General features: G+C 60.7%; 25 protein-coding genes. 11 read left to right on the top strand and 14 right to left on the bottom strand.

Features of this window, described 5'->3' with window-relative positions; genetic code table 11:
• Positions 1–82 precede the first annotated feature (82 nt).
• Positions 83–490, top strand: a complete 408-nt coding sequence (locus tag BBF94_RS00500; protein WP_065257102.1) for a hypothetical protein — start codon at positions 83–85, stop codon at positions 488–490.
• Between the two features lie 2 nt (positions 491–492).
• Entirely contained in the window at positions 493–975 is a 483-nt protein-coding gene (locus BBF94_RS00505) for a GreA/GreB family elongation factor (RefSeq protein ID WP_065257103.1), read from the top strand.
• 8 nt (positions 976–983) lie between these two features.
• Here BBF94_RS00505 and cysB read toward each other — a convergent pair whose 3' ends face one another.
• The 5 genes from cysB to BBF94_RS00530 form a co-directional block, all read right to left on the bottom strand.
• Positions 984–1,958 carry an HTH-type transcriptional regulator CysB gene (gene cysB, locus BBF94_RS00510; RefSeq protein ID WP_065257104.1) on the bottom strand — a complete coding sequence of 325 codons (975 nt, stop codon included), beginning with the start codon at positions 1,956–1,958 and terminating at the stop codon, positions 984–986.
• Between the two features lie 113 nt (positions 1,959–2,071).
• A complete protein-coding gene (locus tag BBF94_RS00515) occupies positions 2,072–2,575 on the bottom strand; it encodes a universal stress protein (protein WP_065257105.1) in 504 nt (167 codons plus the stop codon).
• Positions 2,576–2,673: 98 nt separating this feature from the next.
• Complete coding sequence (locus tag BBF94_RS00520) at positions 2,674–3,579, bottom strand: 5'-nucleotidase (RefSeq protein ID WP_065257106.1); 906 nt, start codon at positions 3,577–3,579, stop codon at positions 2,674–2,676.
• Positions 3,580–3,610: 31 nt separating this feature from the next.
• A complete protein-coding gene (locus BBF94_RS00525; RefSeq protein WP_065257107.1) occupies positions 3,611–4,564 on the bottom strand; it encodes a putative 2-dehydropantoate 2-reductase in 954 nt (317 codons plus the stop codon).
• Positions 4,564–4,950 carry a thioredoxin family protein gene (locus BBF94_RS00530; RefSeq protein WP_065257108.1) on the bottom strand — a complete coding sequence of 129 codons (387 nt, stop codon included), beginning with the start codon at positions 4,948–4,950 and terminating at the stop codon, positions 4,564–4,566. The genes BBF94_RS00525 and BBF94_RS00530 overlap by 1 nt, the downstream gene beginning before the upstream one ends.
• Between BBF94_RS00530 and BBF94_RS00535 the strand changes: the two genes are divergently transcribed.
• Both BBF94_RS00535 and BBF94_RS00540 read left to right on the top strand, forming a co-directional pair.
• Positions 4,949–5,392, top strand: coding sequence for a PilZ domain-containing protein (locus BBF94_RS00535; RefSeq protein ID WP_065257109.1), 444 nt, complete (start codon positions 4,949–4,951; stop codon positions 5,390–5,392). The genes BBF94_RS00530 and BBF94_RS00535 overlap by 2 nt on opposite strands.
• Positions 5,393–5,521: 129 nt before the next feature.
• Positions 5,522–6,598 carry a 3-deoxy-7-phosphoheptulonate synthase gene (locus BBF94_RS00540; RefSeq protein ID WP_065257110.1) on the top strand — a complete coding sequence of 359 codons (1,077 nt, stop codon included), beginning with the start codon at positions 5,522–5,524 and terminating at the stop codon, positions 6,596–6,598.
• Between the two features lie 68 nt (positions 6,599–6,666).
• On the opposite strand, the gene BBF94_RS00545 is transcribed toward BBF94_RS00540, so the two are convergent.
• A complete protein-coding gene (locus BBF94_RS00545) occupies positions 6,667–6,948 on the bottom strand; it encodes a GNAT family N-acetyltransferase (RefSeq protein ID WP_007955658.1) in 282 nt (93 codons plus the stop codon).
• Between the two features lie 636 nt (positions 6,949–7,584).
• Here BBF94_RS00545 and oprI point away from each other — a divergent pair.
• Positions 7,585–7,836: an outer membrane lipoprotei OprI gene (gene oprI / locus BBF94_RS00550; protein WP_025113130.1), complete on the top strand. Its 252-nt coding sequence runs from the start codon at positions 7,585–7,587 to the stop codon at positions 7,834–7,836.
• 124 nt (positions 7,837–7,960) lie between these two features.
• On the opposite strand, the gene BBF94_RS00555 is transcribed toward oprI, so the two are convergent.
• From BBF94_RS00555 to BBF94_RS00565, 3 genes are all read right to left on the bottom strand, one after another.
• Positions 7,961–8,932 carry a L,D-transpeptidase family protein gene (locus BBF94_RS00555; RefSeq protein WP_065257111.1) on the bottom strand — a complete coding sequence of 324 codons (972 nt, stop codon included), beginning with the start codon at positions 8,930–8,932 and terminating at the stop codon, positions 7,961–7,963.
• Between the two features lie 135 nt (positions 8,933–9,067).
• Positions 9,068–9,361, bottom strand: coding sequence for a hypothetical protein (locus BBF94_RS00560; RefSeq protein WP_065257112.1), 294 nt, complete (start codon positions 9,359–9,361; stop codon positions 9,068–9,070).
• A gap of 57 nt (positions 9,362–9,418) precedes the next feature.
• Positions 9,419–10,024 carry an arylesterase gene (locus tag BBF94_RS00565; protein ID WP_065257113.1) on the bottom strand — a complete coding sequence of 202 codons (606 nt, stop codon included), beginning with the start codon at positions 10,022–10,024 and terminating at the stop codon, positions 9,419–9,421.
• Positions 10,025–10,034: 10 nt separating this feature from the next.
• On the opposite strand from BBF94_RS00565, the gene BBF94_RS00570 reads away from it, so the two are divergent.
• Genes BBF94_RS00570 through greB form a run of 3 tightly spaced genes read left to right on the top strand, consistent with a single transcriptional unit; the run spans position 10,035 to position 13,754 of the window.
• The gene (locus BBF94_RS00570) at positions 10,035–10,718 is read left to right on the top strand and encodes an ABC transporter ATP-binding protein (protein ID WP_065257114.1); all 684 of its coding nucleotides are present in this window, start codon (positions 10,035–10,037) and stop codon (positions 10,716–10,718) included.
• Positions 10,718–13,222: an ABC transporter permease gene (locus BBF94_RS00575; protein ID WP_065257115.1), complete on the top strand. Its 2,505-nt coding sequence runs from the start codon at positions 10,718–10,720 to the stop codon at positions 13,220–13,222. Before BBF94_RS00570 ends, BBF94_RS00575 begins: the two co-directional genes overlap by 1 nt.
• Before the next feature lie 34 nt (positions 13,223–13,256).
• Complete coding sequence (gene greB, locus BBF94_RS00580; protein WP_007964774.1) at positions 13,257–13,754, top strand: transcription elongation factor GreB; 498 nt, start codon at positions 13,257–13,259, stop codon at positions 13,752–13,754.
• Between the two features lie 3 nt (positions 13,755–13,757).
• Here the strand turns inward: greB and BBF94_RS00585 are convergent, their stop codons facing one another.
• From BBF94_RS00585 to BBF94_RS00595, 3 genes are all read right to left on the bottom strand, one after another.
• Positions 13,758–14,066, bottom strand: coding sequence for a hypothetical protein (locus tag BBF94_RS00585; RefSeq protein ID WP_065257116.1), 309 nt, complete (start codon positions 14,064–14,066; stop codon positions 13,758–13,760).
• A gap of 250 nt (positions 14,067–14,316) precedes the next feature.
• Positions 14,317–14,751, bottom strand: a complete 435-nt coding sequence (locus BBF94_RS00590) for a DoxX family protein (RefSeq protein ID WP_065257117.1) — start codon at positions 14,749–14,751, stop codon at positions 14,317–14,319.
• A 108-nt stretch (positions 14,752–14,859) separates the two neighbouring features.
• On the bottom strand, positions 14,860–16,281 hold the full coding sequence (locus BBF94_RS00595; RefSeq protein ID WP_065257118.1) for an MltF family protein: 1,422 nt from the start codon (positions 16,279–16,281) through the stop codon (positions 14,860–14,862).
• Between the two features lie 236 nt (positions 16,282–16,517).
• Between BBF94_RS00595 and BBF94_RS00600 the strand changes: the two genes are divergently transcribed.
• The 3 genes from BBF94_RS00600 to BBF94_RS00610 all read left to right on the top strand — a co-directional run bounded on the left by BBF94_RS00600 (position 16,518) and on the right by BBF94_RS00610 (position 19,411).
• Positions 16,518–17,324: a TatD family hydrolase gene (locus BBF94_RS00600; protein ID WP_065257119.1), complete on the top strand. Its 807-nt coding sequence runs from the start codon at positions 16,518–16,520 to the stop codon at positions 17,322–17,324.
• 120 nt (positions 17,325–17,444) lie between these two features.
• A complete protein-coding gene (locus BBF94_RS00605) occupies positions 17,445–18,926 on the top strand; it encodes a methyl-accepting chemotaxis protein (RefSeq protein ID WP_065257120.1) in 1,482 nt (493 codons plus the stop codon).
• A 119-nt stretch (positions 18,927–19,045) separates the two neighbouring features.
• Positions 19,046–19,411: a DUF962 domain-containing protein gene (locus BBF94_RS00610; protein ID WP_065257121.1), complete on the top strand. Its 366-nt coding sequence runs from the start codon at positions 19,046–19,048 to the stop codon at positions 19,409–19,411.
• Between the two features lies 1 nt (position 19,412).
• On the opposite strand, the gene BBF94_RS00615 is transcribed toward BBF94_RS00610, so the two are convergent.
• Positions 19,413–20,207, bottom strand: a complete 795-nt coding sequence (locus BBF94_RS00615) for an acyl-CoA thioesterase (RefSeq protein ID WP_065257122.1) — start codon at positions 20,205–20,207, stop codon at positions 19,413–19,415.
• 121 nt (positions 20,208–20,328) lie between these two features.
• Positions 20,329–21,096, bottom strand: a complete 768-nt coding sequence (locus tag BBF94_RS00620) for a CHAD domain-containing protein (RefSeq protein WP_065257123.1) — start codon at positions 21,094–21,096, stop codon at positions 20,329–20,331.
• Positions 21,097–21,137: the final 41 nt, after the last annotated feature.

A 21,137-nucleotide genomic window follows, 5' to 3' on the forward strand; every position in this document is an offset into this window, starting at 1 on the left:
TGTCCGGGTACAGAAGAGCCGACGGCAATTAATCTTCGTGCGACAATCGCATTCGCCCGCAATCATCCGCCAGGAGGCAGCCATGCCCTACCGCCCCACTCCTCGTCGCCCGTTGTCCGTTCAGCTTAGTCCGCTGCAATTGACCGGCAGCATTGCCCTGGGCCTGTGGCTGGGTTTCCTGGCCATTGCGCTGACATGCTGGCTCGCTTCGATGCTGTTCAGCCGTCAATTGCAACCGGTGGCCGATGCAGTGCAACAACTGAGCAAGCCTGCGGCTGTCGCCCAGCCGCAGCCAGAGGCGGAGCCGCAAAACCGCCTGTTCGAACAATACGAAGAAAACCTGCGCAAGAACGAACAGCAGAATCGACTGGATCAGGCCCGCAGCAATACACGCAACCAGTCGAACCCGAAGTGCCAGTTCTGGCTTCAGCAGGATCAGACCGCACCGAGCGAAAAGAGCCGCGCCAACGTCCTGCAATTCTGCGATTGATCATGAACAAGCACACGGTCCACCAACTGATTATCGACAAGCTGCGCGCCGACCTCGAGATCGCCGAACGCGCCGCGTTGACGGCATACGAAACCGCGACTCACGAAGAGAACATTGCGGAGAACAAGTACGACACCCTCGGGCTCGAGGCATCTTATCTGGCAGCCGGACAAGCAAAGCGGGTCGAGGAAATCCGCCAGTCACTGGCGCGGTGCCAGAACCTGACACTGCGGGCGTATGACGAACGACGCGGTATCGAGCTTGGCGCCCTGCTCGGCCTGGAAGACGAAAACGGCCGCGAACAATGGCTGTTTCTGGCGCCGGATGCGGCGGGCCTGAAAGTCGACGTGGTGGGTCAGCCGATCACCGTCATCACCCCGCGTTCGCCGCTGGGCCAAAGCCTGCTGGGCAAGGCCGAGGGTGATGAGGTGGAGGTTCTGGTGGCGGGCACCCGGCAACAGTTCGCTGTCACCGAGGTGCTGTAGAGAGGAACTCAGTGGACGGGCAGTTCGACGCCTTCGAACAGTTCTTCCAGCTCCTGCTTGTTGTGGCACTGAATGGCCTTGGCCATCACTTCACGAGTCAAGTGCGGTGCAAATTTCTCGATGAAGTCGCACATGAAGCCGCGCAGGAAGGTACCGCGACGGAAACCGATCTTGGTCACGCTGGATTCGAACAGTTCGCTGGCATCGAGCACCACCAGGTCGTTGTCGAGTTTGGTATCGACGGCCATTTTGGCCACGATGCCCACACCAAGCCCTAGGCGCACATAGGTCTTGATCACGTCAGCGTCGGCAGCGGTGAACACCACTTTCGGTGTCAGGCCGCGATGGCTGAAGGCTTCGTCGAGTTTCGAACGGCCGGTGAAACCGAACACGTAAGTCACGATCGGGTATTCGGCCAGCGCTTCGAGGGTCAACTTCGGCAATCGGGTGAGCGGGTGGCCCTGAGGCACCACCACGCAGCGGTTCCAGCGGTAGCACGGCATCATCACCAGATCGCCGAACAGCTCCAGCGCTTCGGTGGCGATGGCGAAATCCACGGTGCCATCAGCGGCCATTTCAGCGATCTGCATCGGCGAACCCTGATGCATATGCAACGCCACATCCGGGTATTGCTTGATGAAATTGCTGATGACCGGCGGCAGTGCATAACGCGCCTGGGTGTGGGTGGTGGCGATCGACAGGGTACCTTTCTTCTCGTTGGAGAATTCCTGGGCAATCTGCTTGATGCTTTCGACCTTGCGCAGGATTTCGCCGGCGGTGGTGATAATGCGCTCGCCGGCCGGGGTGACGCGGGTCAGGTGCTTGCCGCTGCGGGCGAACACTTCGACGCCCAGTTCGTCTTCCAGCAGGCGGATCTGTTTACTGATGCCCGGTTGCGAGGTGTAAAGGCTTTGGGCTGTAGCGGAAACGTTGAGGTCGTGGTGCGCCACTTCCCAGATGTAGCGCAATTGTTGAAGCTTCATATGTATCCCTCAAAGCAGGTAGACGCCACGGGCATCAGCGACGGTATATAACTATATTAATGGTTTGGAGAATAAATCTAGAACTTTTTTATCAAAAGGCCATTATTCCTGCTTCAGCGATCCCCCCGCCGCCGACGTTCCACCAGCGGCACCATGTAAACCGGCACCTTGGACAATTGCAGCAGACGGGTCGCCGTGCGCCCCAAGGGTGTTTCCGCCCCGACCCCGTGGCTGTGACTTCCTACGATCAGCAAATCGACGGAGAGTTTCTGGACCTGGTCCAGAATCACCTGCGACGGATCGCCCTGCAGCACCCGCACCGAACAAATCCTTTGCAGATCCTGCTCGCCCTCGTCCCCCAGTTCTTCGCGAAAGCTGTCCAGCACCCGCTGCTCGATATTGGCGATTACGGTCTGCAGCCCCTGACGTTGAAACTCGTTCAACGACTGCTCGTCGAGATAACTCTGCAATACCGATTCGGCGAACAGCCCCAAGGGCTCCACCGCGTGCACCACATGCAAGTCGGCACCGAACGTTCGAGCCATCGCCAGGGCATGCTGCATCACTAACGGTGCGTACAGACCGAGGTCAGTGGCATACAGCATCGAACGAATCATATGACCTCCTTGCAAGCCAACATGGCGGAGATTTGATTCAGCTTAGCAGTGCCGTGAGGAGTGCGACGGTCAGCGCAATGTCTTGAAGCACGAGGGCTTCAGACCGCCGGTTCGTTGCTGATGCCATGGGGGACATGGCCGGTGGCGACCACTTCCCGAGCCAGTTCGCAGTGGCCGGCCTGATCGTCGAAGAACACATCGGCGGCAAAGGCTTCGAGGAAGGCGGATTTGGTCAGACCGCCCAGAAACAGCGATTCGTCGAGCCGGATGTCCCACTCGCGCAAGGTGCGGATCACCCGCTCGTGGGCCGGTGCCGAACGCGCCGTGACCAGAGCGGTACGGATCGGGCATGCGTCGTCAGGGAACTCACGCTGCAACAGATTGAGCGCCGCCAGGAAGCCTTTGAACGGTCCGCCGCGCAACGGCTCGCGAGCGGATTCCCGCTCTTTGGCCTGAAAGGCTTCCAGGCCACCGGACTGATAGACCCGCTCCGATTCGTCGGAAAACAGCACCGCGTCGCCGTCGAACGCGATGCGTAATTCATCGCTGGCTGCACGGCTGGCGCCACCGGAAAGAATGGTGGCCGCTGCGAAACCGTTGTCCAGCGCCGAGCGTACGTCTTCGGCATGGGTGGAAAGAAACAGGTCGCAGCCGAACGCCTTGAGATACGGATAGGGACTGCGCCCGCCGACAAACGCCGCTCGGGAAATAGCCAGGCCGTAATGATCGATCGAGTTGAACACCCGCAGACCGGTGTCGGCACTGTTGCGCGACACCAGAATCACCTCGACCCTGGCACGGCCGAGGTGAGCGTTGAGTTTCAGGAGTTTCTCCACCAGCGGAAAGGCATCGCCCGGCGCCAGGACTTCATCTTCGTGTTCGATCTGATATTGCCGATAGGCCTCAACGCCACTAGACAGGTAGACCTTGTGACTCTCGCTCAGATCGAACAGGGCACGGGACGAAATCGCCAGCACCAGTTTGTCATCGATGTTCTTGGCCATGTCTTTCCCCCAATTCCCTCAACGAATCGACTCAGGTGTTACGCCGGTCGATGAAGCCTAACGTGCGATACAGCGCCTCGATACGCGGCAGTTCACAGCCTGCCGCTTTTGCCGCCGCTAAAGGTCGAGCGTAGATGGCGTCCAGCTCCAGCGGTCGCTTGTGCAGAAAATCGTGATACATGCTCGGCCAATAGTCAGGCATCTTCTCGGTCATCCTGAACAGGTATTCGGCGTAACCGGGCGGCATGTCATGCCCGCAGGCCTTGGCACCCTGCACCACTTCGGCCATCAGCGCCTGGATCAATGAGCGGCTGTCAGCGTCGGTCATCAGCGGTGTCGTGCTCGCCCCGAGCAGCACCGAAAGACCGTTGTAAGGAATGTTCCAGACCAGTTTTTGCCACCGCGCCTGATGCAGGTTCGGCATGGCCTGAGAGTCGATACCGGCGGTGCGGAACAGGCCGACGCCCTCTTCGACGATTGCCATGCGCGCCGATTCATCGGCTGCAGGACCGCTGTGATAACCGACGTTGACTGCACCGAGCGCCTGATGGGTGATCTGCCCCGGGCCGTCGCGATGAACGCAAATCAGGCACAACCCGCCCAGCAAATGCAGGGACTCGGGCAGCAACGCGCGCAAACTGTCTTCGACATCCAGACCATTCTGCAACACCAGCACTCTGGCACCGGATTTCGCCGCCTGACTGATCGATGGCGCAAGCCCCGCATTACTGGTGGTCTTGGCGCCGACCAGCAACCAGTCGCAGGATGGCATGTCCTCAGCGGACGAATACGCTTGCACCGGGTTCAGCGTCAATGCGCCATGCACCGCGCTGTTCACCTGCAAGCCCCGCTCGGCGACCGCAGAAAATTCGCTGCGCAGCAAAAAGTGCACATCAAACCCGGCCCGCGCCAGCATCAAGCCGTAAAACCCTCCGATTGCACCGGTGCCGATAATCCCCACCACCGGTTTATTCGCTGCTCCCATCACGGCAACTCCTCTGCAATTCGACCCAGCGCTTGAGCCACCGCTGCATTCAGATCAGTGGCATTCAGGCGCGTGTGTACTGCCCCAAAGAACTCGCCGTCGCGCACCACGAACAGCGCCGGCAAATGAAAGACCTGATAACGCTCCACCAGACCGCCGTTGTTGCCTGCGTCGATCCAGCACACACGATCGATTGCCAGATCCAGTCCGGGCAAGACTTCGCGGGCATAACGGCAACTGGCGCAACCGACACTGGTGAAGATCACCAGCGAAACGCCGCTCATCGCCAGCAGCCGTTGGTCGGCGTCGAAATCGGTCAGATCCGATTCGAGCACTATACTGGGGGAAACAATGTCAGATGGCCGACACAGGGAGTCTGTGCTCATGGGACGGTTTATTCCTCATCCGGATGATGTGCCCGTCGAATTGACGTTGCTCAAACCTGAGTGCATTTCGCGGCAACAGCTGCACACTATCAGCCTCGGCGGCATCGCTTGCAATTATCACCGTGCCTGGCGCCACGGCACTGCGCTGCAGGTACGCATGCCGACCCTCAATGCCGATATCTGTTACCCGGGGTATGTGGCCTGGTGCCTGCGGCGCAAGAAAGGGTATCTGGTGGGCATCGCCTTCACCGACGAACAGTCCCTGTTCAGTGCAAGAATGGGTGAGCAGGTATGCCAGATCGAGCGCTACTGCCGCCTCAACGACGCCCATGACGATCTTCAGGACATTCAGGCGCTGGCGCTGCAATGGGTCGAACAGCACGCCGACGAGTTCTCCCACGACACCGTCCGCAAGGCTTTTGCACAACCCGTGCTGGACTGAACAGTTACTTGCCCATTGTCGACAGGCGCCCGACGCGCTAAGGTTCGGCTCCCCGACGCGCTCAAATCTGCTGTGCTCCGCCGCGCGGGGATCGCTGGCGGCCGGCATCCGTGACCTGACGAGTAAACGATGGCTGATTTACCGATCAACGACCTAAACGTCGCCTCCAACGAGACCCTGATCACTCCCGATCAGCTCAAGCGTGATATCCCTCTGAGCGACGCTGCCCTGCGCACCGTCACCAAGGGTCGCGAAGTCATCCGCAACATTCTCGATGGCACCGACCACCGCCTGTTCGTGGTCATCGGGCCCTGCTCGATTCACGACATCAAGGCCGCTCACGAGTACGCCGACCGCCTGAAAGCACTGGCGGCGGAAGTCTCGGACACCCTGTACCTGGTCATGCGCGTGTATTTCGAAAAACCGCGCACCACGGTCGGCTGGAAAGGCCTGATCAACGACCCGTACCTGGACGACTCGTTCAAGATCCAGGACGGTCTGCACATCGGTCGCCAGTTGTTGCTGGACCTGGCCGAGAAAGGCCTGCCCACCGCCACCGAAGCCCTCGATCCGATCTCCCCGCAATATCTGCAGGACCTGATCAGCTGGTCGGCCATCGGCGCCCGCACCACCGAATCCCAGACCCACCGCGAAATGGCTTCCGGCCTGTCCTCGGCGGTCGGTTTCAAGAACGGCACCGACGGCGGCCTGACCGTAGCGATCAACGCCTTGCAGTCGGTTTCCAGCCCACACCGTTTCCTGGGTATCAACCAGGAAGGTGGCGTGTCTATCGTCACCACCAAAGGCAACGCCTACGGCCACGTGGTATTGCGCGGCGGCAACGGCAAGCCGAACTATGACTCGGTCAGCGTCGCCCTGTGCGAGCAGGCGCTGAACAAGGCGAAGATCAAGCCGAACATCATGGTCGATTGCAGCCACGCCAACTCCAACAAGGATCCTGCGTTGCAACCGCTGGTGATGGAAAACGTCGCCAACCAGATCCTCGAAGGCAATCAGTCGATCATCGGTTTGATGGTCGAGAGCCACCTGAACTGGGGCTGCCAGGCGATCCCGAAAGACCTCGCCGATCTGCAATACGGCGTTTCGATCACCGATGCCTGCATCGACTGGTCGGCCACCGAAAACACCTTGCGCAGCATGCACGCCAAGCTCAAGGATGTTCTGCCGAAACGTCAGCGCAGCTGATCACGGTTTCGCGGGCGTAAAAAAAACGCCGGGCATTGCCCGGCGTTTTTTGTGTGTTGCGAAATCAATCAGATCTTGGCGGTGCGCCGCTGATGACGCTCCATGTAGCGCTCCACATAGGAGCAGGAGGGGATGACCGTGTAGCCCATTTCATCGGCGTATTGAAGTGCCCGCTCGGTCAGGGCTGCCGCGATGCCTCGGCCACGCAGCGCATTGGGCACGAAGGTGCGGTAGATATCCAGAGTCTGTTTCCCCAGATCCATATAGGTCAGGTAGGCACGATGACCGTCCACATTGGTCTCGAACTGATGACCAGCCTGGTCATGGTGGATGGACAACGCCTCGCTCATCACTACTCCTCGCGGGTCTCGAATCTGACCCCTACCTTACCGATGTTTTCCCGGCGAAGGAACATCTACGCCACCCCGTGCCTGATGGACACCGAGAAGAACCGCACCGATCTCGCGCAACCCGAGCACGTATCAAATAGTAGGCACCAATGGCGAAAATGCTCAAGGCACACTCGTCATCAGGCTGATTGACGGGGCAGTTCCGGTGGATTCACGAGCGGTTCGGGAGAAGCTCCTCCCGCGTCGAAAGGTTGAACATCGCCGGATGTTGAGACTTAAGACGTACCGCCAGTTTTAAAGTCACCTGAACATGGACAAAGATAGGTGAACTGTCACACAAAACCGGAACGAAAGTGTAGACGAATCCATATAGACGGGCACTCGCCAAGATGGGCGAAAGAGCACCAGGCAACGGGAACTTTTTCTCAATAACTCGCTCACGTCGGACCTTACAGTTGAATATTTTTTATACAGCTGCGCCAAAAGTTGCTCGAAAAAGAATCAACGCCTACAATTTTTTTTGCTTCTTGCCTTACGTCAGTTTACTTACTACAAGTAATGGGTAGTATGTACGCCGGCTATTTCCTCAATCGGAGGAGACAGCCACTTAATTGAAAGTCCTTGAAGGGGAACACGATGAACAACGTTCTGAAATTCTCTGCTCTGGCTCTGGCCGCAGTTCTGGCTACCGGTTGCAGCAGCGCATCGAAAGAAACCGAAGCACGTCTGACCGCTACTGAAGACGCAGCTGCTCGCGCTCAAGCTCGTGCAGACGAAGCATACCGTAAAGCTGATGAAGCTCTGGCTGCTGCTCAAAAAGCACAGCAGACTGCTGACGAAGCAAACGAGCGTGCTCTGCGTATGCTGGACAAAGCCAGCCGCAAGTAATAATCCTTCGGGATTGTTATCAAGCCGACCCGTTTTTCGGGTCGGCTTTTTTTTTGCCTGAAATTTTCTTCATGCAATAAAAAACCCGCCGACGCGCAAGCATCGGCGGGTTCTGTTCCCGGGCTTACTGTTGCAGGTCGAACGGTGCGCTCGACGCGACAGGTGCGGAGGTATTCGGGCTGCCGATCTCGGTAGGCAAGCCGTCTTCCGCCGCCACCACATCACGCACCACATCCCAGTTCATGCGCAGGTTGTTGGTGATGTCATCACGCTTGAGCATCGCGTTGATCACTGCGGTGTGCTTGTCGACCACCGACGGGTTGCCCTTGTCGTCGATCGGCGTGTGCGCCTCCAGATAGACCTTGCCGCCGCTGCGACCGAACTTGTACGCATCGTTGATGATCCGCACCGAAGTCCCCACCGGCACCATGCTGGCCATCTCCAGCACGTTGTTGTTGAACATGCGGAAGCAGCCGTGGCTTGTTCGCATGCCGATGCCGAACTTCTTGTTCGAGCCGTGGATCAGGTAGCCCGGCGTGCCCAGTGTGAACTTGAACGGCCCCAGCGGATTGTCCGGACCGGCAGGCACAACGTTGGGCAACGGATCGCCATCGGCGGCGTGCTCGGCCTTGATCGAGGCTGGCGGCGTCCAGGTCGGATTCGGCGTCTTGGCGGTGATCGTGGTGTGGGCGATCGGTGAACCCCAGCCTTCACGACCGATACCCAGCGGGAAGGTGTACACCACGTTCTTGCCTTTCGGGAAGTAGTAGAGACGGTATTCGGCCAGGTTGATCACGATGCCTTCGCGCGGGCCCGGCGGCAGGATGAAACGGGTCGGCAGGATCACCTCGGTACCGGCGCCCGGCAACCACGCATCGACACCCGGGTTGGCCGCGACCATTTCCGAATAACCCAGATCATAAGTGGTGCCCAGATCGGCAAAGGTGTCTTCGTACCTGGCCTTGATCACTTGCACCTGGCCGATGATGTCCTCACCAGGCGGTGGCAGGGGAAACTCCAATGCGGCAACGGGACCGGCCACACACAGGGCGGCAAGAGACAGGCAGCGGGTGACGGCAGGAAAGCGCGGCAACATCCGGAAAATCCTTCGCAGATCGACAAGGGTATAGGAGCGCGATTGTACACCGCGCCCCGGGAATTCGGGGAGATGCGCCGATGGACAGACGGCACTCTTCATGTTCGAGTCGCTACTGACTGCGAACCTGTGAACCTAGAGCTCGAAACGCAGCTCAGGCCAGATCGGTGAGGTCCCGCGCTTCTGCGATTCGAGAATCGCCCGGCACAGCGAACACAGGCGCTGATCCTGGAACACCCGGCGGTCCACGCTCGACCAGCGCGGTTGCGCCGGCAACAGACTGCCGCACAGGGTCCGGTCAACCGAACCACCGAGTTCCAGTTGACGGGTCACCAGATGCACCCGCACTTCCTGGCAGGCGAACAGATCCAACTGCTCATCAGGCTCGATCAGTTGGTAGGCAAACAGGGACCAGGCAGGGCGCGGCATCGGGTGCTCCATTTAGGGGGGCGCAACATTAGCCGAAAGCCTGCCGCTAGAAAAGCCTCACAGCAGCGGTTTCAGTGTCGGCCAGACATTTTCCAGCAACTTGCCCTGGGCCCCGGCTGCCGGGTGCAGACCGTCGGCCTGCATCATCTCCGGGTGTCCGCCCACGCCCTCGAGGAAAAACGGCACCAGCGGGATCTTTTTTTCCTCGGCGAGTTTGCCGTAGACCTGAGCGAAGGCATCGGTGTAACGCTTGCCGTAATTGGGCGGTAACTGCATGCCGAGCAGCAACACCTTGGCACCGGTCTGGCGGGAGCTGTCGATCATCGAAGCAAGATTTTGTTGCAATTGCGCAGGAGGCATTCCGCGCAGGCCATCGTTGCCTCCCAGTTCGAGTATCACCAGCTCGGGCTTGTGCTCTGCAAGCAGCGCCGGCAGCCGCGCCTGGCCTCCGGCACTGGTGTCGCCACTGATGGAGGCGTTGATCACTTTATCGTCAAAACCTTCGGACTTGAGCCGCTGCTCGAGCAATGACACCCACCCCGAGCGGGTATCCAGTCCGAAACCGGCGCTGATACTATCGCCAACGATCAGGACTGTACCCGCCGCTGCGTTCTGGGCCATGCACATCAAGGCCAGGCCAGCACTCAAAAACCACACACGCATCGGATTCTCCATGGGCGCAAGCATTCTCACCGCGAAGAACCTTAGCAAAGTGGTTCCCAGCGCGGAAGGTGAACTGACCATCCTGCACGAACTCGGTCTGGAACTGAACAAGGGCGACAGCCTGGCCATCGTCGGCGCATCCGGCTCCGGCAAATCCACCCTGCTCGGCCTGCTTGCCGGCCTCGATCTGCCAAGCAGCGGCGAAGTCATCCTCGCCGGCCAGTCCCTGGGCAATCTCGACGAAGACCAGCGTGCGCGCATTCGCGCCGAACATGTGGGGTTCGTCTTTCAGTCATTCCAGTTGCTCGACAGTCTCAACGCCCTGGAAAACGTCATGCTGCCGCTGGAACTCGAAGGCCGCAAAGACGCCCGCAGTCGCGCCACCGAACTGTTGCAGCGCGTCGGCCTCGGCCAGCGTCTGACCCACTCGCCGCGTCAGCTCTCCGGCGGCGAACAGCAGCGGGTGGCGATTGCCCGTGCGTTTGCCGCCGAGCCGGATGTACTGTTCGCCGACGAGCCCACCGGCAACCTCGACAGCCACACTGGCGAGCGCATCAGCGACTTGCTGTTCGAGATGAACAAGGAGCGCGGCACGACACTGGTGCTGGTGACCCACGACGAACGCCTGGCCCATCGCTGCCGGCGCCTGATCCGACTTGAAGCCGGCCTGCTGGTCGCCCCTCTGGAGCCTTGATGGCACGCCTGCCGATGTTGCGCCTGCTCAGTCTTGCCCTGCGCCAACTCATGCGCGACGCCCGCGCCGGAGAGTTGCGAGTGCTGTTTTTTGCGTTGCTGGTGGCTGTGGCGGCGAGCACCGCCATCGGCTATTTCGGTGCCCGCCTCAATGGCGCGATGACGTTGCGCGCTACCGAGTTTCTCGGCGCGGATCTGGTGCTCGAAGGCAGCTCCCCCGCACGGCCGGAACAAATCAGGAGCGGCACCGAGCTACACCTCGATCATGCGCAGATTGTCGAGTTCTCCAGTGTCATCGCCACCGACAACGGCATTCAGTTGTCGAGCATCAAGGCCGTCGACCGTGCCTATCCACTGCGTGGCGAACTGAAAAGTGCCCCGGCACAGTTTGCTGCCGAAGCGGCGGGGGGCGAACCGCAACCGGGAGAAGCCTGGGTCGAATCGCGCCTGCTCACGGCGCTGGACCTGAAGATCGGCGACAGCATCGACGTCGGTATGAAAACGCTGAAGCTGACCAGGGTGCTGACGTACGAGCCGGATCGCGCCGGCAACTTTTACAGCCTGACGCCACGGGTGCTGATCAACCTCGATGACCTCGCGGCAACCGGCGTGGTCCAGCCCGGCAGCCGGGTGAGCTATCGCGATTTATGGCGTGGCGAACCCGGTGCGTTGGAAACCTATCGCCAACTGATCAAGCCGGGGCTCGCAGCCAACCAGCGGATTCAGGATGCCCGCGATGGCAACCGACAGATTGGCGGCGCCCTGGGCAAGGCCGAACGCTATCTGAACATGGCGAGTCTGGTCGCCGTGCTGTTGGCTGGCGTGGCGGTGGCGCTCTCGGCGAATCGCTTCGCCAGCCGTCGTTTCGATGCCAGCGCCCTGCTTCGCTGCCTGGGACTGTCCCGTCGGGAAACCATGGTTCTGTTCAGCCTGCAACTGGCGGTGCTTGGCCTCTTCGCCAGCCTCGGCGGCGCCTTGCTTGGCTGGCTGGCTCAATTGGGTCTGTTCGCGCTGCTGCATGACTTGCTGCCGACCGACGTACCACCGGGCGGCTTGCTCCCGGCGCTGGCGGGGATCGGCACCGGGCTGGTGGCGCTGGCCGGTTTCGCCCTACCGCCACTGGCCGCGTTGGGGCGCGTGCCGCCGCTACGGGTCTTGCGCCGGGACATGCTGCCGATCCCGTCCAGCACCTGGATGGTCTACGGCGCAGCGCTCGGAGCGCTCGGACTGATCATGTGGCGCCTGAGCCTGGATCTGTTGCTGACGTTTGCCTTGCTCGGTGGTGGCGTGGTCGCCGCCCTGATACTGGGCAGTCTGCTGCTGTTGCTGCTCAACAGCCTGCGTCGACTGCTGGCGCGTGCCTCGCTGCCATGGCGACTTGGCTTGGGTCAGTTGCTGCGCCACCCGCTGGCGGCTGCCGGACAGTCACTGGCGTTCGGCCTGATCCTGCTGTCCATGGCGCTGATCGCCTTGTTGCGCGGCGAACTGCTCGACACCTGGCAGAACCAGTTGCCGAAAAACGCCCCGAACTATTTCGCCCTGAACATCCTGCCGGCAGACAAACAGGCCTTCACCGATCACCTGATCGACGTCTCGGCCCAGGCCGCGCCGCTGTACCCGGTGGTGCCGGGGCGGCTGATCAGTATCAACGGCGAAGCGGTGCAGCAGATCGTCAGCAAGGACTCGGCCGGCGACCGGGCGATACAGCGCGATTTGAGCCTGACCTGGGCCGCTGACTTGCCAGCGGGCAACAGGATCACAGCGGGTTCGTGGTGGAGCGGACAACCCTCGGACAAGATTCCAGGGGTCTCGGTGGAAAGCAAGGTCGCCGAAAGCCTCAAGCTCAAACTGGGCGATCACCTGGTGTTTAGCGTTGGCGGAGTCAACCGCGAAGCGAAAGTCACCAGCCTGCGCGAGATCAACTGGGACAACTTTCAGCCGAACTTTTTCATGATCTTCCAGCCCGGCACCCTGAAGGATTTGCCGGCGACCTACCTCACCAGCTTCTATCTGGCCCCCGGTCACGACCAGCAGATTGTCGAGTTGTCGCGAGCGTTTCCGGCCGTGACCATCCTGCAGGTCGAAGCCCTGCTCGAACAACTGCGCAGCATCCTCGCCCAGGTCACCCTGGCCGTGGAGTACGTGTTGTTGTTTGTGTTGGCGGCCGGGATGGCCGTGCTGTTTTCCGGGTTGCAGGCGACGCTTGATGAACGTATCCGCCAAGGCGCGCTATTGCGTGCACTGGGGGCGGAACGGCAGTTGCTGGTCAAGGCCCGGCGGATCGAGTTCGGTCTGTTGGGCGCGGTCAGCGGGTTGCTGGCGGCCATCGGTTCGGAGGTGGTGAGTCTGGTGTTGTATCGCTTCGCGTTCGACCTGCCCTGGCACCCGCATCCATGGTTGCTGGTGCTGCCGCTGATCGGTGCGGCCCTGATCGGTGGTGCCGGCGTGTTCGGCACCCGTCGGGCACTGAATGCGAGCCCGCTGACAGTGCTGCGCGAGGGTTGATAGACTCCAGCCCTCACTACCACATGAAGTCGTCATGAGCCGTTATCGTCCTCCCCGCACCGCTGGCACCGCGCTGATCACCCCTGAAGGTGAAGCGCGGATGCGCGCCGAATTCCATGAGTTGTGGCATGTACGCCGCCCCCAGGTGACCCAGGCCGTCAGTGAAGCGGCAGCACAGGGTGACCGCTCGGAAAATGCCGAGTACACCTACGGCAAGAAAATGTTGCGCGAAATCGACAGTCGCGTGCGTTTTCTCACCAAGCGTCTTGAAGCACTGAAGGTCGTCAGTGAAAAACCGAGCGATCCGAACAAGGTCTACTTCGGCGCCTGGGTGACCATCGAGGACGAGGACGGCAAACAGTCACGCTATCGAATTGTCGGACCGGATGAACTTGATCTGAAACTGGGTCTGATCAGTATCGACTCGCCGCTGGCCCGCGCCCTGATCGGCAAGGCGCTGGACGCTGAAGTTCGGGTCCAGACACCAACCGGCGAGCAATTCGTTTACATCGTGGCGATCGACTATCCCTGAGGCTCAGCGTCGGGCAATCAGGCCCTGACGCGCAACGCGGGTCAGTTGACGGATCATTTGCGGGGCTTCTTCAGCGCTGGGCGATTGAATCACCGCCAGATCGAAGCTGTCATCGGCAAACCGCACCAGCGACTCACCGTCTTCTACAAACTGGATCAGGAACGCGGCAGGACCGCCGCTGCGGCGCGGCCAGCCATCGAGATAGCGCAACAGCGTCGGCTGGTGTTTGCCGCCAAGCAGGATCTTTGGGTTGCGCTGGGTGATATGTGCCGTGATCGGCGCGGGACGTGCTGGAGGGCGTAGTGCATTCATCGTGTCGTGTCTCTGCCTCAAAAGTCTGCATGGCAGGTGAGAGGCAACACCGAACCAGCGCTTTAGCGGTATTTCGAAGCCCTGTCCCGGCTTCTGGCGGCAACTGAAGAATAGTCACCTGGCGCCCCGCAAGTAGCTGTTTAAATCGGCGCATGAGCGGCATCCTAGAGAACGTGACCGGCCAGTGTCAAGAATCGGCCGCAACAAAAAAGGCCCGCACGATGCAGGCCTTTTGCTTGAGCCAGAGCGGTCAGCCGGCGATGGCGCGATCCACCGAAAGCTTGCCGGCACCTTCGATCAGCACCGCGATGCTGCCGCCGAGCAGCGCCAGGGCGAACTCGTATCCGTTATTGGCCATGAACAGGCCGTTGCTGATATGCACGGTGAAGATCGCCACCAGCGACAGGAAGGTCAGACCCAGAGCCGCCGGGCGAACCAGCAGACCGATGATCAATGCCAGACCGGCGAAAAACTCGGTACCGCCCGCCAGCGTCGCCATCAGGTAACCGGGAGTCAGGCCGACGCTTTCCATGTATTGGGCAGTGCCCGCCAGACCGTAGCCACCGAACAGACCGAAAAGTTTCTGCGAGCCGTGGGCCGCGAAGATCACACCGACGGCAATGCGCAGAAGGGTCATGCCATAGCCGGCACGGGTAAACAGAACCTTGTTGATCAGAGTGCTCATGTTTGCGTTTCCTTGTTGTCAGAAGTGCTTGTTGGTTGGCCGCCATATTAATCAGTTAAATTTATGTTAAAAGCGCAAATATTCCGCCATAACAATCAATTTATTTGATCATTTGCGTGAGACAACTTTCTGTCCCCGGGGCTCCAACGACTCCCGCTCCCGGTCGAACGCCAAGTAATACTTGTTCACACTATTAACATAGCTGACGGCGCCCATCCCCACCTGCTCCATGGCAATGCGCTCGACCTGGAAAAACCACTGATTAGGGTTCAAACCACGGCGCCGGGCCTCGGCGCGCATCCCTTGCACACGCTCCGGGCCGATGTTGTAGGCAGCCAGCGTGAACGCCATGCGCTCACGCTCATTGAGCTTGGGACTGTTGAAGAACTTGCGGCGGATCATCGCCAGGTATTTGGCCCCGGCCTGCACATTCGCATCGAGATTCTGGATGTTGTTGACACCGACCCGTTGCGCGGCGGACGGCGTGATCTGCATCAGCCCGGTCGGCCCGGCACCGCTGCGGGCTGCGGGTTGCAAAGCCGATTCCTTGAACGCCAGCGCGGCCAGGTTGAGCCAGTCCATGTTCTGCGCCTCGGCATGTTTTTGCAGGGTCGGACGCAGTTTTTCCAGACGCTGTCGGTCAGCCTTGGCCAGCGGGTAGTGGACCTGATAGAGGCGACGATAGATTCGCAGAAACGCCGCATCTTCGTTTGACGGCGTTTTGTAGCCGGTGAGAAAGCGGTCGATGCTGGCCCGCAGCATCGAAGCATCGCGACGGACGAACCAGTACTCCTCGCCCGGTTCACTGATCGCCAACTGCCGGTCAAAACGCAGCTTGGGCAGGATCTTGCCCCAGCGCTCGGCAATCGGTTGCTCGACAATGGTCAGGTGGAAAATCCCGCCCTGGACCATTTCCAGCACGTCCTCGACCGCGAGCGTAGGGTCGACCCATTCGATCTTGATCGGCGCCAGTTTGTGCAGCGCCAGTTTCTGGTTGAGCTGGCTGACCGCCTCCCCCGCTGCACTGCCGGTGGGCAGGGCCAGAGTCTTGCCGGCCAGTTGCTCGGCTTTGGTGTAGCGCTTCTCGCCCTTGATGCCCACCAGTACCAGCGGCACATTGCTGGCGATCGGTTCACTGCTGGCAACCGCGTGCCCCGGTTGCAGATCGAGCAGCTCGCCTGGCGCCACCAGATCACCTTCGCCCCGCTGTAATGCGCCGAGCAGTTGATCCTTGGCTTTGGGAATGATCTTGAGCGTGATTTCCTGGCCGTCGCGGGCGTGGCCGTTGAGGTATTGCTCGAACGCGCGCAAGCGGTGGTACTCGACGCCGATGGTCTGCCCCTGGACTTCACCGGAACTGTTGCGGCTCTGGTTGACCAATACCCGCAGCACACGGCTGCTGCGGATCTCGCTCAGGTCGCGAACCTTGGCGGACGGTACGGCTTGCAGCGGCCCGGGCAGCCGCGCGACCGCCGATACCGGCAGCAGCAGCGACCCACACAGCAAGAGCAAAACCGAGGGACGAACCATCCACTCTCCGGAAAGAATACGGGGCGTTTTTACCGCTGAACGGTCGAAAAACACCGACGAAAACAGAGCGCCAGGAGCGCTGATAAAGTGCGAGAGACTGGCACAATGATGGCGATTGCGCCAATCCGTGCTGTCTCGCGGCCTCAACAGACAGTCATAAGCCGTTGTAGTTCTTGGCTTTTCTGATAAATCTACAGCTCTGATATGCTTTCCGGCCTTCGGCCCGAGGTAGCACCATGCAACTCATCGATATCGGCGTCAACCTGACCAACTCCAGTTTCGACGACAAACATCAAGCTGTGCTTGACCGCGCCTACGCCGCCGGAGTCTGCCAATTGGTGCTGACCGGCACCGCCGTCGACAGCAGTGAGCAGGCGCTGGAGTTATGCCGGCAGCTGGATCCGGACGGTCAGCGACTGTTCGCCACCGCCGGCATCCATCCGCATTCGGCCAGTGACTGGAACGCTGACAGCGCACGGCGTCTGCGCAGTCTGCTGCAGGAGTCGAATGTGGTGGCCGTGGGTGAATGCGGGCTGGACTTCAACAGAGATTTCTCGCCGCGCCCACAGCAGGAAAGAGTCCTCGAAGAGCATCTGGCCCTGGCCGCCGAGCTGCAATTACCGGTGTTCCTGCACGAACGTGACGCCAGCCAGCGTCTGCTGGAAATCCTCCGTGACTTTCGCGATCAATTGCCTGCCGCCGTGGTGCATTGCTTCACCGGCGAGCAGAAAGCGTTGTTCAGCTACCTCGATCTGGACCTTCACATCGGCATCACCGGCTGGATCTGCGACGAGCGTCGCGGCACCCATTTGCATCCGCTGGTGAAGGAGATCAAACGCGGTCGCCTGATGCTGGAAAGCGATGCGCCCTATCTGCTGCCACGGACACTGCGGCCAAAACCGAAGAATGGACGAAACGAGCCGGCGTACCTGACCGAAGTATTGCGCGAAGTGGCGTTGCATCGGAGGGAGACAGAAGAAGATCTGGCGGCCCATACCACCGCCTGCGCCCGGGCATTCTATGGTTTGCCTGTCCTGCCCTGAATCGCTGATGCAAGAGCAGGAATGCTTCACTTGTTGATGCATATCAAAACCCGGACACCCGAGTAGCGGCACAATGCTGGCACCTTGCCAAAACTGTTTCCGCTATCAGAGAAGACCTCCATGGGTGCCTGGCTTAGCAATATCTCGCTGAAATACAAATTCTGGGCGGTCAACGCGGTCGCCTTCGTCACCACCCTGTTGTTGGTCATGTATGCCGTGCAGCTCGAACAACAGGCCCGCAGCCACGTCGCGCAAACCTCGGCCCAGGCCCAGGCGCAGTTGCTCAAGGCCTGGCCGGCCGGACAGGCGCTGCCCAAATCCGATCAGGTGCTGACGTTCAAACGCGGTGAAGCGCCGCGCCTCAATGATCAACCGCTGCTGGAAATCAGCGAAGGCAACGGCTGGATCGAGATCAATCACCTGCCGTTGTTCGGCGAAAACCCGCTGCTCGGCGCCGAGGTATTCAGCCGTGCCGATGGCCAGCAAGTTGCGGTGATTGCTTACGCACCGAGCCTGAGCCAGGTGTTCAGCGAGCGCTTTGCCAACTATGCGGTCGCCGTGTTCATCCTGATGCTGGCAATGCTCGGCGCTTCGCAGTTGCTGATCCGCTTCCTGCTCAGCCAGCTCAATACGCTCAAGGACGTGATGCTGCACGTCGAGAAAACCGGAGACCTTTCGGCCCGGGTACCACTGGCCTGCAAGGATGAAGTCGGTCAGATGGCCAACGCCTTCAACGCGATGCAGGCCGGCTACCAGCGTGTGGTCACCACCGTGGCCAACACCGCACGGCAGCTGGACATCGGCGCGGCGCGACTGGCATCGAGCATGAACGAGGTGCGCCACGGCATGCTCGGTCAGCAAAGCGAAACCGATCAGGCTGCCACGGCCATCAATGAAATGACCGCCACCGTCTACCACATCGCCCAGCACGCCGGCGCCACCCGTGACCTGTCACAGACCGCCGACGGGCTGGCCGGCAGCGGTCAGCAAGTGGTCACCCGCGTGCAGCATTCGATCGCCGGTCTGTCCAGCGGCGTGCAGCAGACTGCCGAAATGATCCAGCGCCTGGCCGAAGACAGTCAGAAGATCAATGGCGTGGTCAGCGTGATCCACAGCATCGCCGAACAAACCAATCTGCTGGCGCTCAATGCCGCCATCGAAGCCGCCCGCGCCGGGGAGATGGGTCGAGGATTCGCGGTGGTCGCCGACGAGGTGCGCAACCTTGCCAAGCGCGTGCAGACGTCTACCGATGAAATCACCACCATGGTGTCAGCGTTGCAGGCCGGTACCCGCGATGCAGTGGATTTCATGCAGGAGAGTTCGTACAAGGCCGACGACTGTGTACAGCAGGCTCAAGAGGCCGGCGAAGCACTGGCTGAAATCACCGGGGCGGTGGCGCAGATGCGCGAGAGCAATACACAGATTGCCGTGGCCGCAGAACAGCAAAGTCAGGTGGCGGAGGAAATGAACCGCGCGGTGGTGAGCATCCGCGATGTTACCGAGAACACCGTGCAGCAGACAGTGGACTCAGCGACCACCAGTAATGAACTGGCGACCCTGGCCGGTGAACTCAACAAGGCGATAGGTCAGTTGAAACTCTAGGGACACCATCAGGAATGGCCATTGTCCCTATCAGCGCAATAGCCAACCTTGATTCGCCGCCCTGTCCGCCCGAGCCTATTCTTCAACCATGAATCGAACATGGATCGAGGAGCAACAACATGGGCAAACGTCACCCCAACCTTCCCGCGTGGCAATGGCGCGCGTACCCGGACAATCACCGGCACCCGACCAATCTGGTGCTGCACCTGATCGCCGTGCCGCTGTTCATTGTCGCGTTTCTGCTGATCGTCTCGGGCGTGTTCAGCCTCAGCCTGGCGAGCGTGGCGATTGGCGTGATCGGGATCGTCGCGGCGCTGGGTCTGCAGCGTCACGGCCACAGCCTGGAGGCGCAAGCCTCCGAGCCGTTCAGTGATCGCAAGGACGCCGTGTCGCGCCTGCTGGTCGAGCAGTTTCTGACCTTCCCGCGCTTTCTGCTCAGCGGCGGCTGGTACCGCGCCTGGCGCGAGCGCCACCGCCGTCATTGAGTCAGGCGAAAATCGTCACTGTCTGCCGACTCATCGCAATCAGCTCACCTTGAGCGCTCCACAGTTTCGCGGCGACATGACCATAACCGTCGGCGGCATATTCGATGTCCGCCAGATACTGGCACCATTCCAGCGTACTCAACGCCCGTAACGGCTGAACGAATTCGATGGTCCAGGTCAGCGTGCTGCCCGGCGCCGGCTTCTTCAGATACGGCAACAACGCAGGCGGCCAGGCATCGACCAGCGCCAGCAGGTGCGCCTCGTTGACCGGCTCTTCCTTCACATCCCCACGCAGCCGAACCCAACCGCCCATCAGCCGCGATCGGTTGCCGGTGAACGGCATGCCGCCGACACTCCAGCGCATGGCCAGATGACGCATGAATTCCGGGGTGACGCCTTTGAGGTAAGGCAGCTCCGGGCACTCGTCCCAGTGTTTCATCTCGGGTGCCGGATAGGCTTCGACCGCCACTTCCGAGGGGCGCGAAGCACCGAAGCTGCCTTGCACCATGGTCACCACCTGACCGTTCTGCACGGCCCGCCCCAGCACCTGAATGACCGCTTTGCCTTCACGCAGGATTTCCACTTCAAAGCTCACCGGTACTCCGGGCTCGACGGGACCGACAAAGGTGATTGCCAGCGAGCGCACCGGTCGCTCCGTCGGCACCCGCGCGCGCATCACCTCGTATTGCAGCGCCGCCACCAGCCCGCCGAAGCTGGCACGCCCCTGCCCCCACTCAGCCGGAATGACGACCTCCGGTTGGCGATGGACAGCATCGATCAGATCGCAAAAACGCATGGAAACCTCGGACACGAAAAAGGGAATGACCGGATCTTAACCAGCGCGGCAGAGCGGCGCAGCGTCCATTCCGGTCAAAGAGACTGACAGATAAGACACCTCACCGGGGCGTGAGATGGATTCAGGACTTGAAGCAGGTTGCGCTGAGTTTTTCCAGCACCCGATCAGCCTTGATCTCGGCCTTGATCATGGTCGCCTGCCAGGTGGCGACGCAGGGCTGCAGATCGGCCTCCTGCCCGGCTTTCGCCAGCCATTGCCAGCAATCATGCCAATCGCCCAATGCGCCCTGCGCGGACTTCAAACGCGCCAGCGCCGGCTTCGGCAGACGATCGAGTTCGGGATAGGCTTCGATGCCATAACGCACACGCTTGATCAACAGACGCAGACGGTGGCGGTCGTGGGCCGGATCGTGCAATGCCACATCGAGATTTTTCCACTGTTTGCCCAGGCGCTTTTCGATGCGTTTGCCCAGTTTATCGAGCAAACCCTGACGCTGGGAGGCCCGCAGGAAACGTGGAAAGGCATCGAGGATCATCAACAGCGAGGCCACTTCGGCGCTGGCCGCCAAGCTGGGGTAAGCCTCGGCCATCTGCGCCATCCGCCGCTGTGCAGCCACTGGCTGACCATGCTCGGTCAGCCAGGCCGCCAGCACTTCACGGTCACGCCACGGCGTGGTCAGTTGCCCCACCGCAGCCGCCGCATCTTCCAGCTGTTCGACACCGGGCAAACCACGCAACGGCCGCAACAGGCTGCGCAAACGGCGCACGGTGGTGCGCAAATCATGCAGCGCTTCCGGGTCGGTGCGTGCGGCCAGACGCGCCTGACAGGCCAGCAGCCTGACTTCCAGGCTCAGGACGTGAGCCACCAACCGGTCGACCAACGCAGACATGACTTGCTCCTGACTTCAATCCGTTACATGAGTGTGCGCCG

Source organism: Pseudomonas bananamidigenes (assembly GCF_001679645.1).
Classification (GTDB): Bacteria; Pseudomonadota; Gammaproteobacteria; order Pseudomonadales; family Pseudomonadaceae; genus Aquipseudomonas; species Aquipseudomonas bananamidigenes.

Excerpts from the sequence above, each read along its gene's own strand:
- BBF94_RS00500 (WP_065257102.1), top strand. The coding sequence starts at position 83 with ATGCCCTACCGCCCCACTCCTCGTCGCCCGTTGTCCGTTCAGCTTAGT.
- BBF94_RS00505 (WP_065257103.1), top strand. The coding sequence starts at position 493 with ATGAACAAGCACACGGTCCACCAACTGATTATCGACAAGCTGCGCGCC.
- cysB (WP_065257104.1), bottom strand. The coding sequence starts at position 1,958 with ATGAAGCTTCAACAATTGCGCTACATCTGGGAAGTGGCGCACCACGAC.
- BBF94_RS00515 (WP_065257105.1), bottom strand. The coding sequence starts at position 2,575 with ATGATTCGTTCGATGCTGTATGCCACTGACCTCGGTCTGTACGCACCG.
- BBF94_RS00520 (WP_065257106.1), bottom strand. The coding sequence starts at position 3,579 with ATGGCCAAGAACATCGATGACAAACTGGTGCTGGCGATTTCGTCCCGT.
- BBF94_RS00525 (WP_065257107.1), bottom strand. The coding sequence starts at position 4,564 with ATGGGAGCAGCGAATAAACCGGTGGTGGGGATTATCGGCACCGGTGCA.
- BBF94_RS00535 (WP_065257109.1), top strand. The coding sequence starts at position 4,949 with ATGGGACGGTTTATTCCTCATCCGGATGATGTGCCCGTCGAATTGACG.
- BBF94_RS00530 (WP_065257108.1), bottom strand. The coding sequence starts at position 4,950 with ATGAGCACAGACTCCCTGTGTCGGCCATCTGACATTGTTTCCCCCAGT.
- BBF94_RS00540 (WP_065257110.1), top strand. The coding sequence starts at position 5,522 with ATGGCTGATTTACCGATCAACGACCTAAACGTCGCCTCCAACGAGACC.
- BBF94_RS00545 (WP_007955658.1), bottom strand. The coding sequence starts at position 6,948 with ATGAGCGAGGCGTTGTCCATCCACCATGACCAGGCTGGTCATCAGTTC.
- oprI (WP_025113130.1), top strand. The coding sequence starts at position 7,585 with ATGAACAACGTTCTGAAATTCTCTGCTCTGGCTCTGGCCGCAGTTCTG.
- BBF94_RS00555 (WP_065257111.1), bottom strand. The coding sequence starts at position 8,932 with ATGTTGCCGCGCTTTCCTGCCGTCACCCGCTGCCTGTCTCTTGCCGCC.
- BBF94_RS00560 (WP_065257112.1), bottom strand. The coding sequence starts at position 9,361 with ATGCCGCGCCCTGCCTGGTCCCTGTTTGCCTACCAACTGATCGAGCCT.
- BBF94_RS00565 (WP_065257113.1), bottom strand. The coding sequence starts at position 10,024 with ATGCGTGTGTGGTTTTTGAGTGCTGGCCTGGCCTTGATGTGCATGGCC.
- BBF94_RS00570 (WP_065257114.1), top strand. The coding sequence starts at position 10,035 with ATGGGCGCAAGCATTCTCACCGCGAAGAACCTTAGCAAAGTGGTTCCC.
- BBF94_RS00575 (WP_065257115.1), top strand. The coding sequence starts at position 10,718 with ATGGCACGCCTGCCGATGTTGCGCCTGCTCAGTCTTGCCCTGCGCCAA.
- greB (WP_007964774.1), top strand. The coding sequence starts at position 13,257 with ATGAGCCGTTATCGTCCTCCCCGCACCGCTGGCACCGCGCTGATCACC.
- BBF94_RS00585 (WP_065257116.1), bottom strand. The coding sequence starts at position 14,066 with ATGAATGCACTACGCCCTCCAGCACGTCCCGCGCCGATCACGGCACAT.
- BBF94_RS00590 (WP_065257117.1), bottom strand. The coding sequence starts at position 14,751 with ATGAGCACTCTGATCAACAAGGTTCTGTTTACCCGTGCCGGCTATGGC.
- BBF94_RS00595 (WP_065257118.1), bottom strand. The coding sequence starts at position 16,281 with ATGGTTCGTCCCTCGGTTTTGCTCTTGCTGTGTGGGTCGCTGCTGCTG.
- BBF94_RS00600 (WP_065257119.1), top strand. The coding sequence starts at position 16,518 with ATGCAACTCATCGATATCGGCGTCAACCTGACCAACTCCAGTTTCGAC.
- BBF94_RS00605 (WP_065257120.1), top strand. The coding sequence starts at position 17,445 with ATGGGTGCCTGGCTTAGCAATATCTCGCTGAAATACAAATTCTGGGCG.
- BBF94_RS00610 (WP_065257121.1), top strand. The coding sequence starts at position 19,046 with ATGGGCAAACGTCACCCCAACCTTCCCGCGTGGCAATGGCGCGCGTAC.
- BBF94_RS00615 (WP_065257122.1), bottom strand. The coding sequence starts at position 20,207 with ATGCGTTTTTGCGATCTGATCGATGCTGTCCATCGCCAACCGGAGGTC.
- BBF94_RS00620 (WP_065257123.1), bottom strand. The coding sequence starts at position 21,096 with ATGTCTGCGTTGGTCGACCGGTTGGTGGCTCACGTCCTGAGCCTGGAA.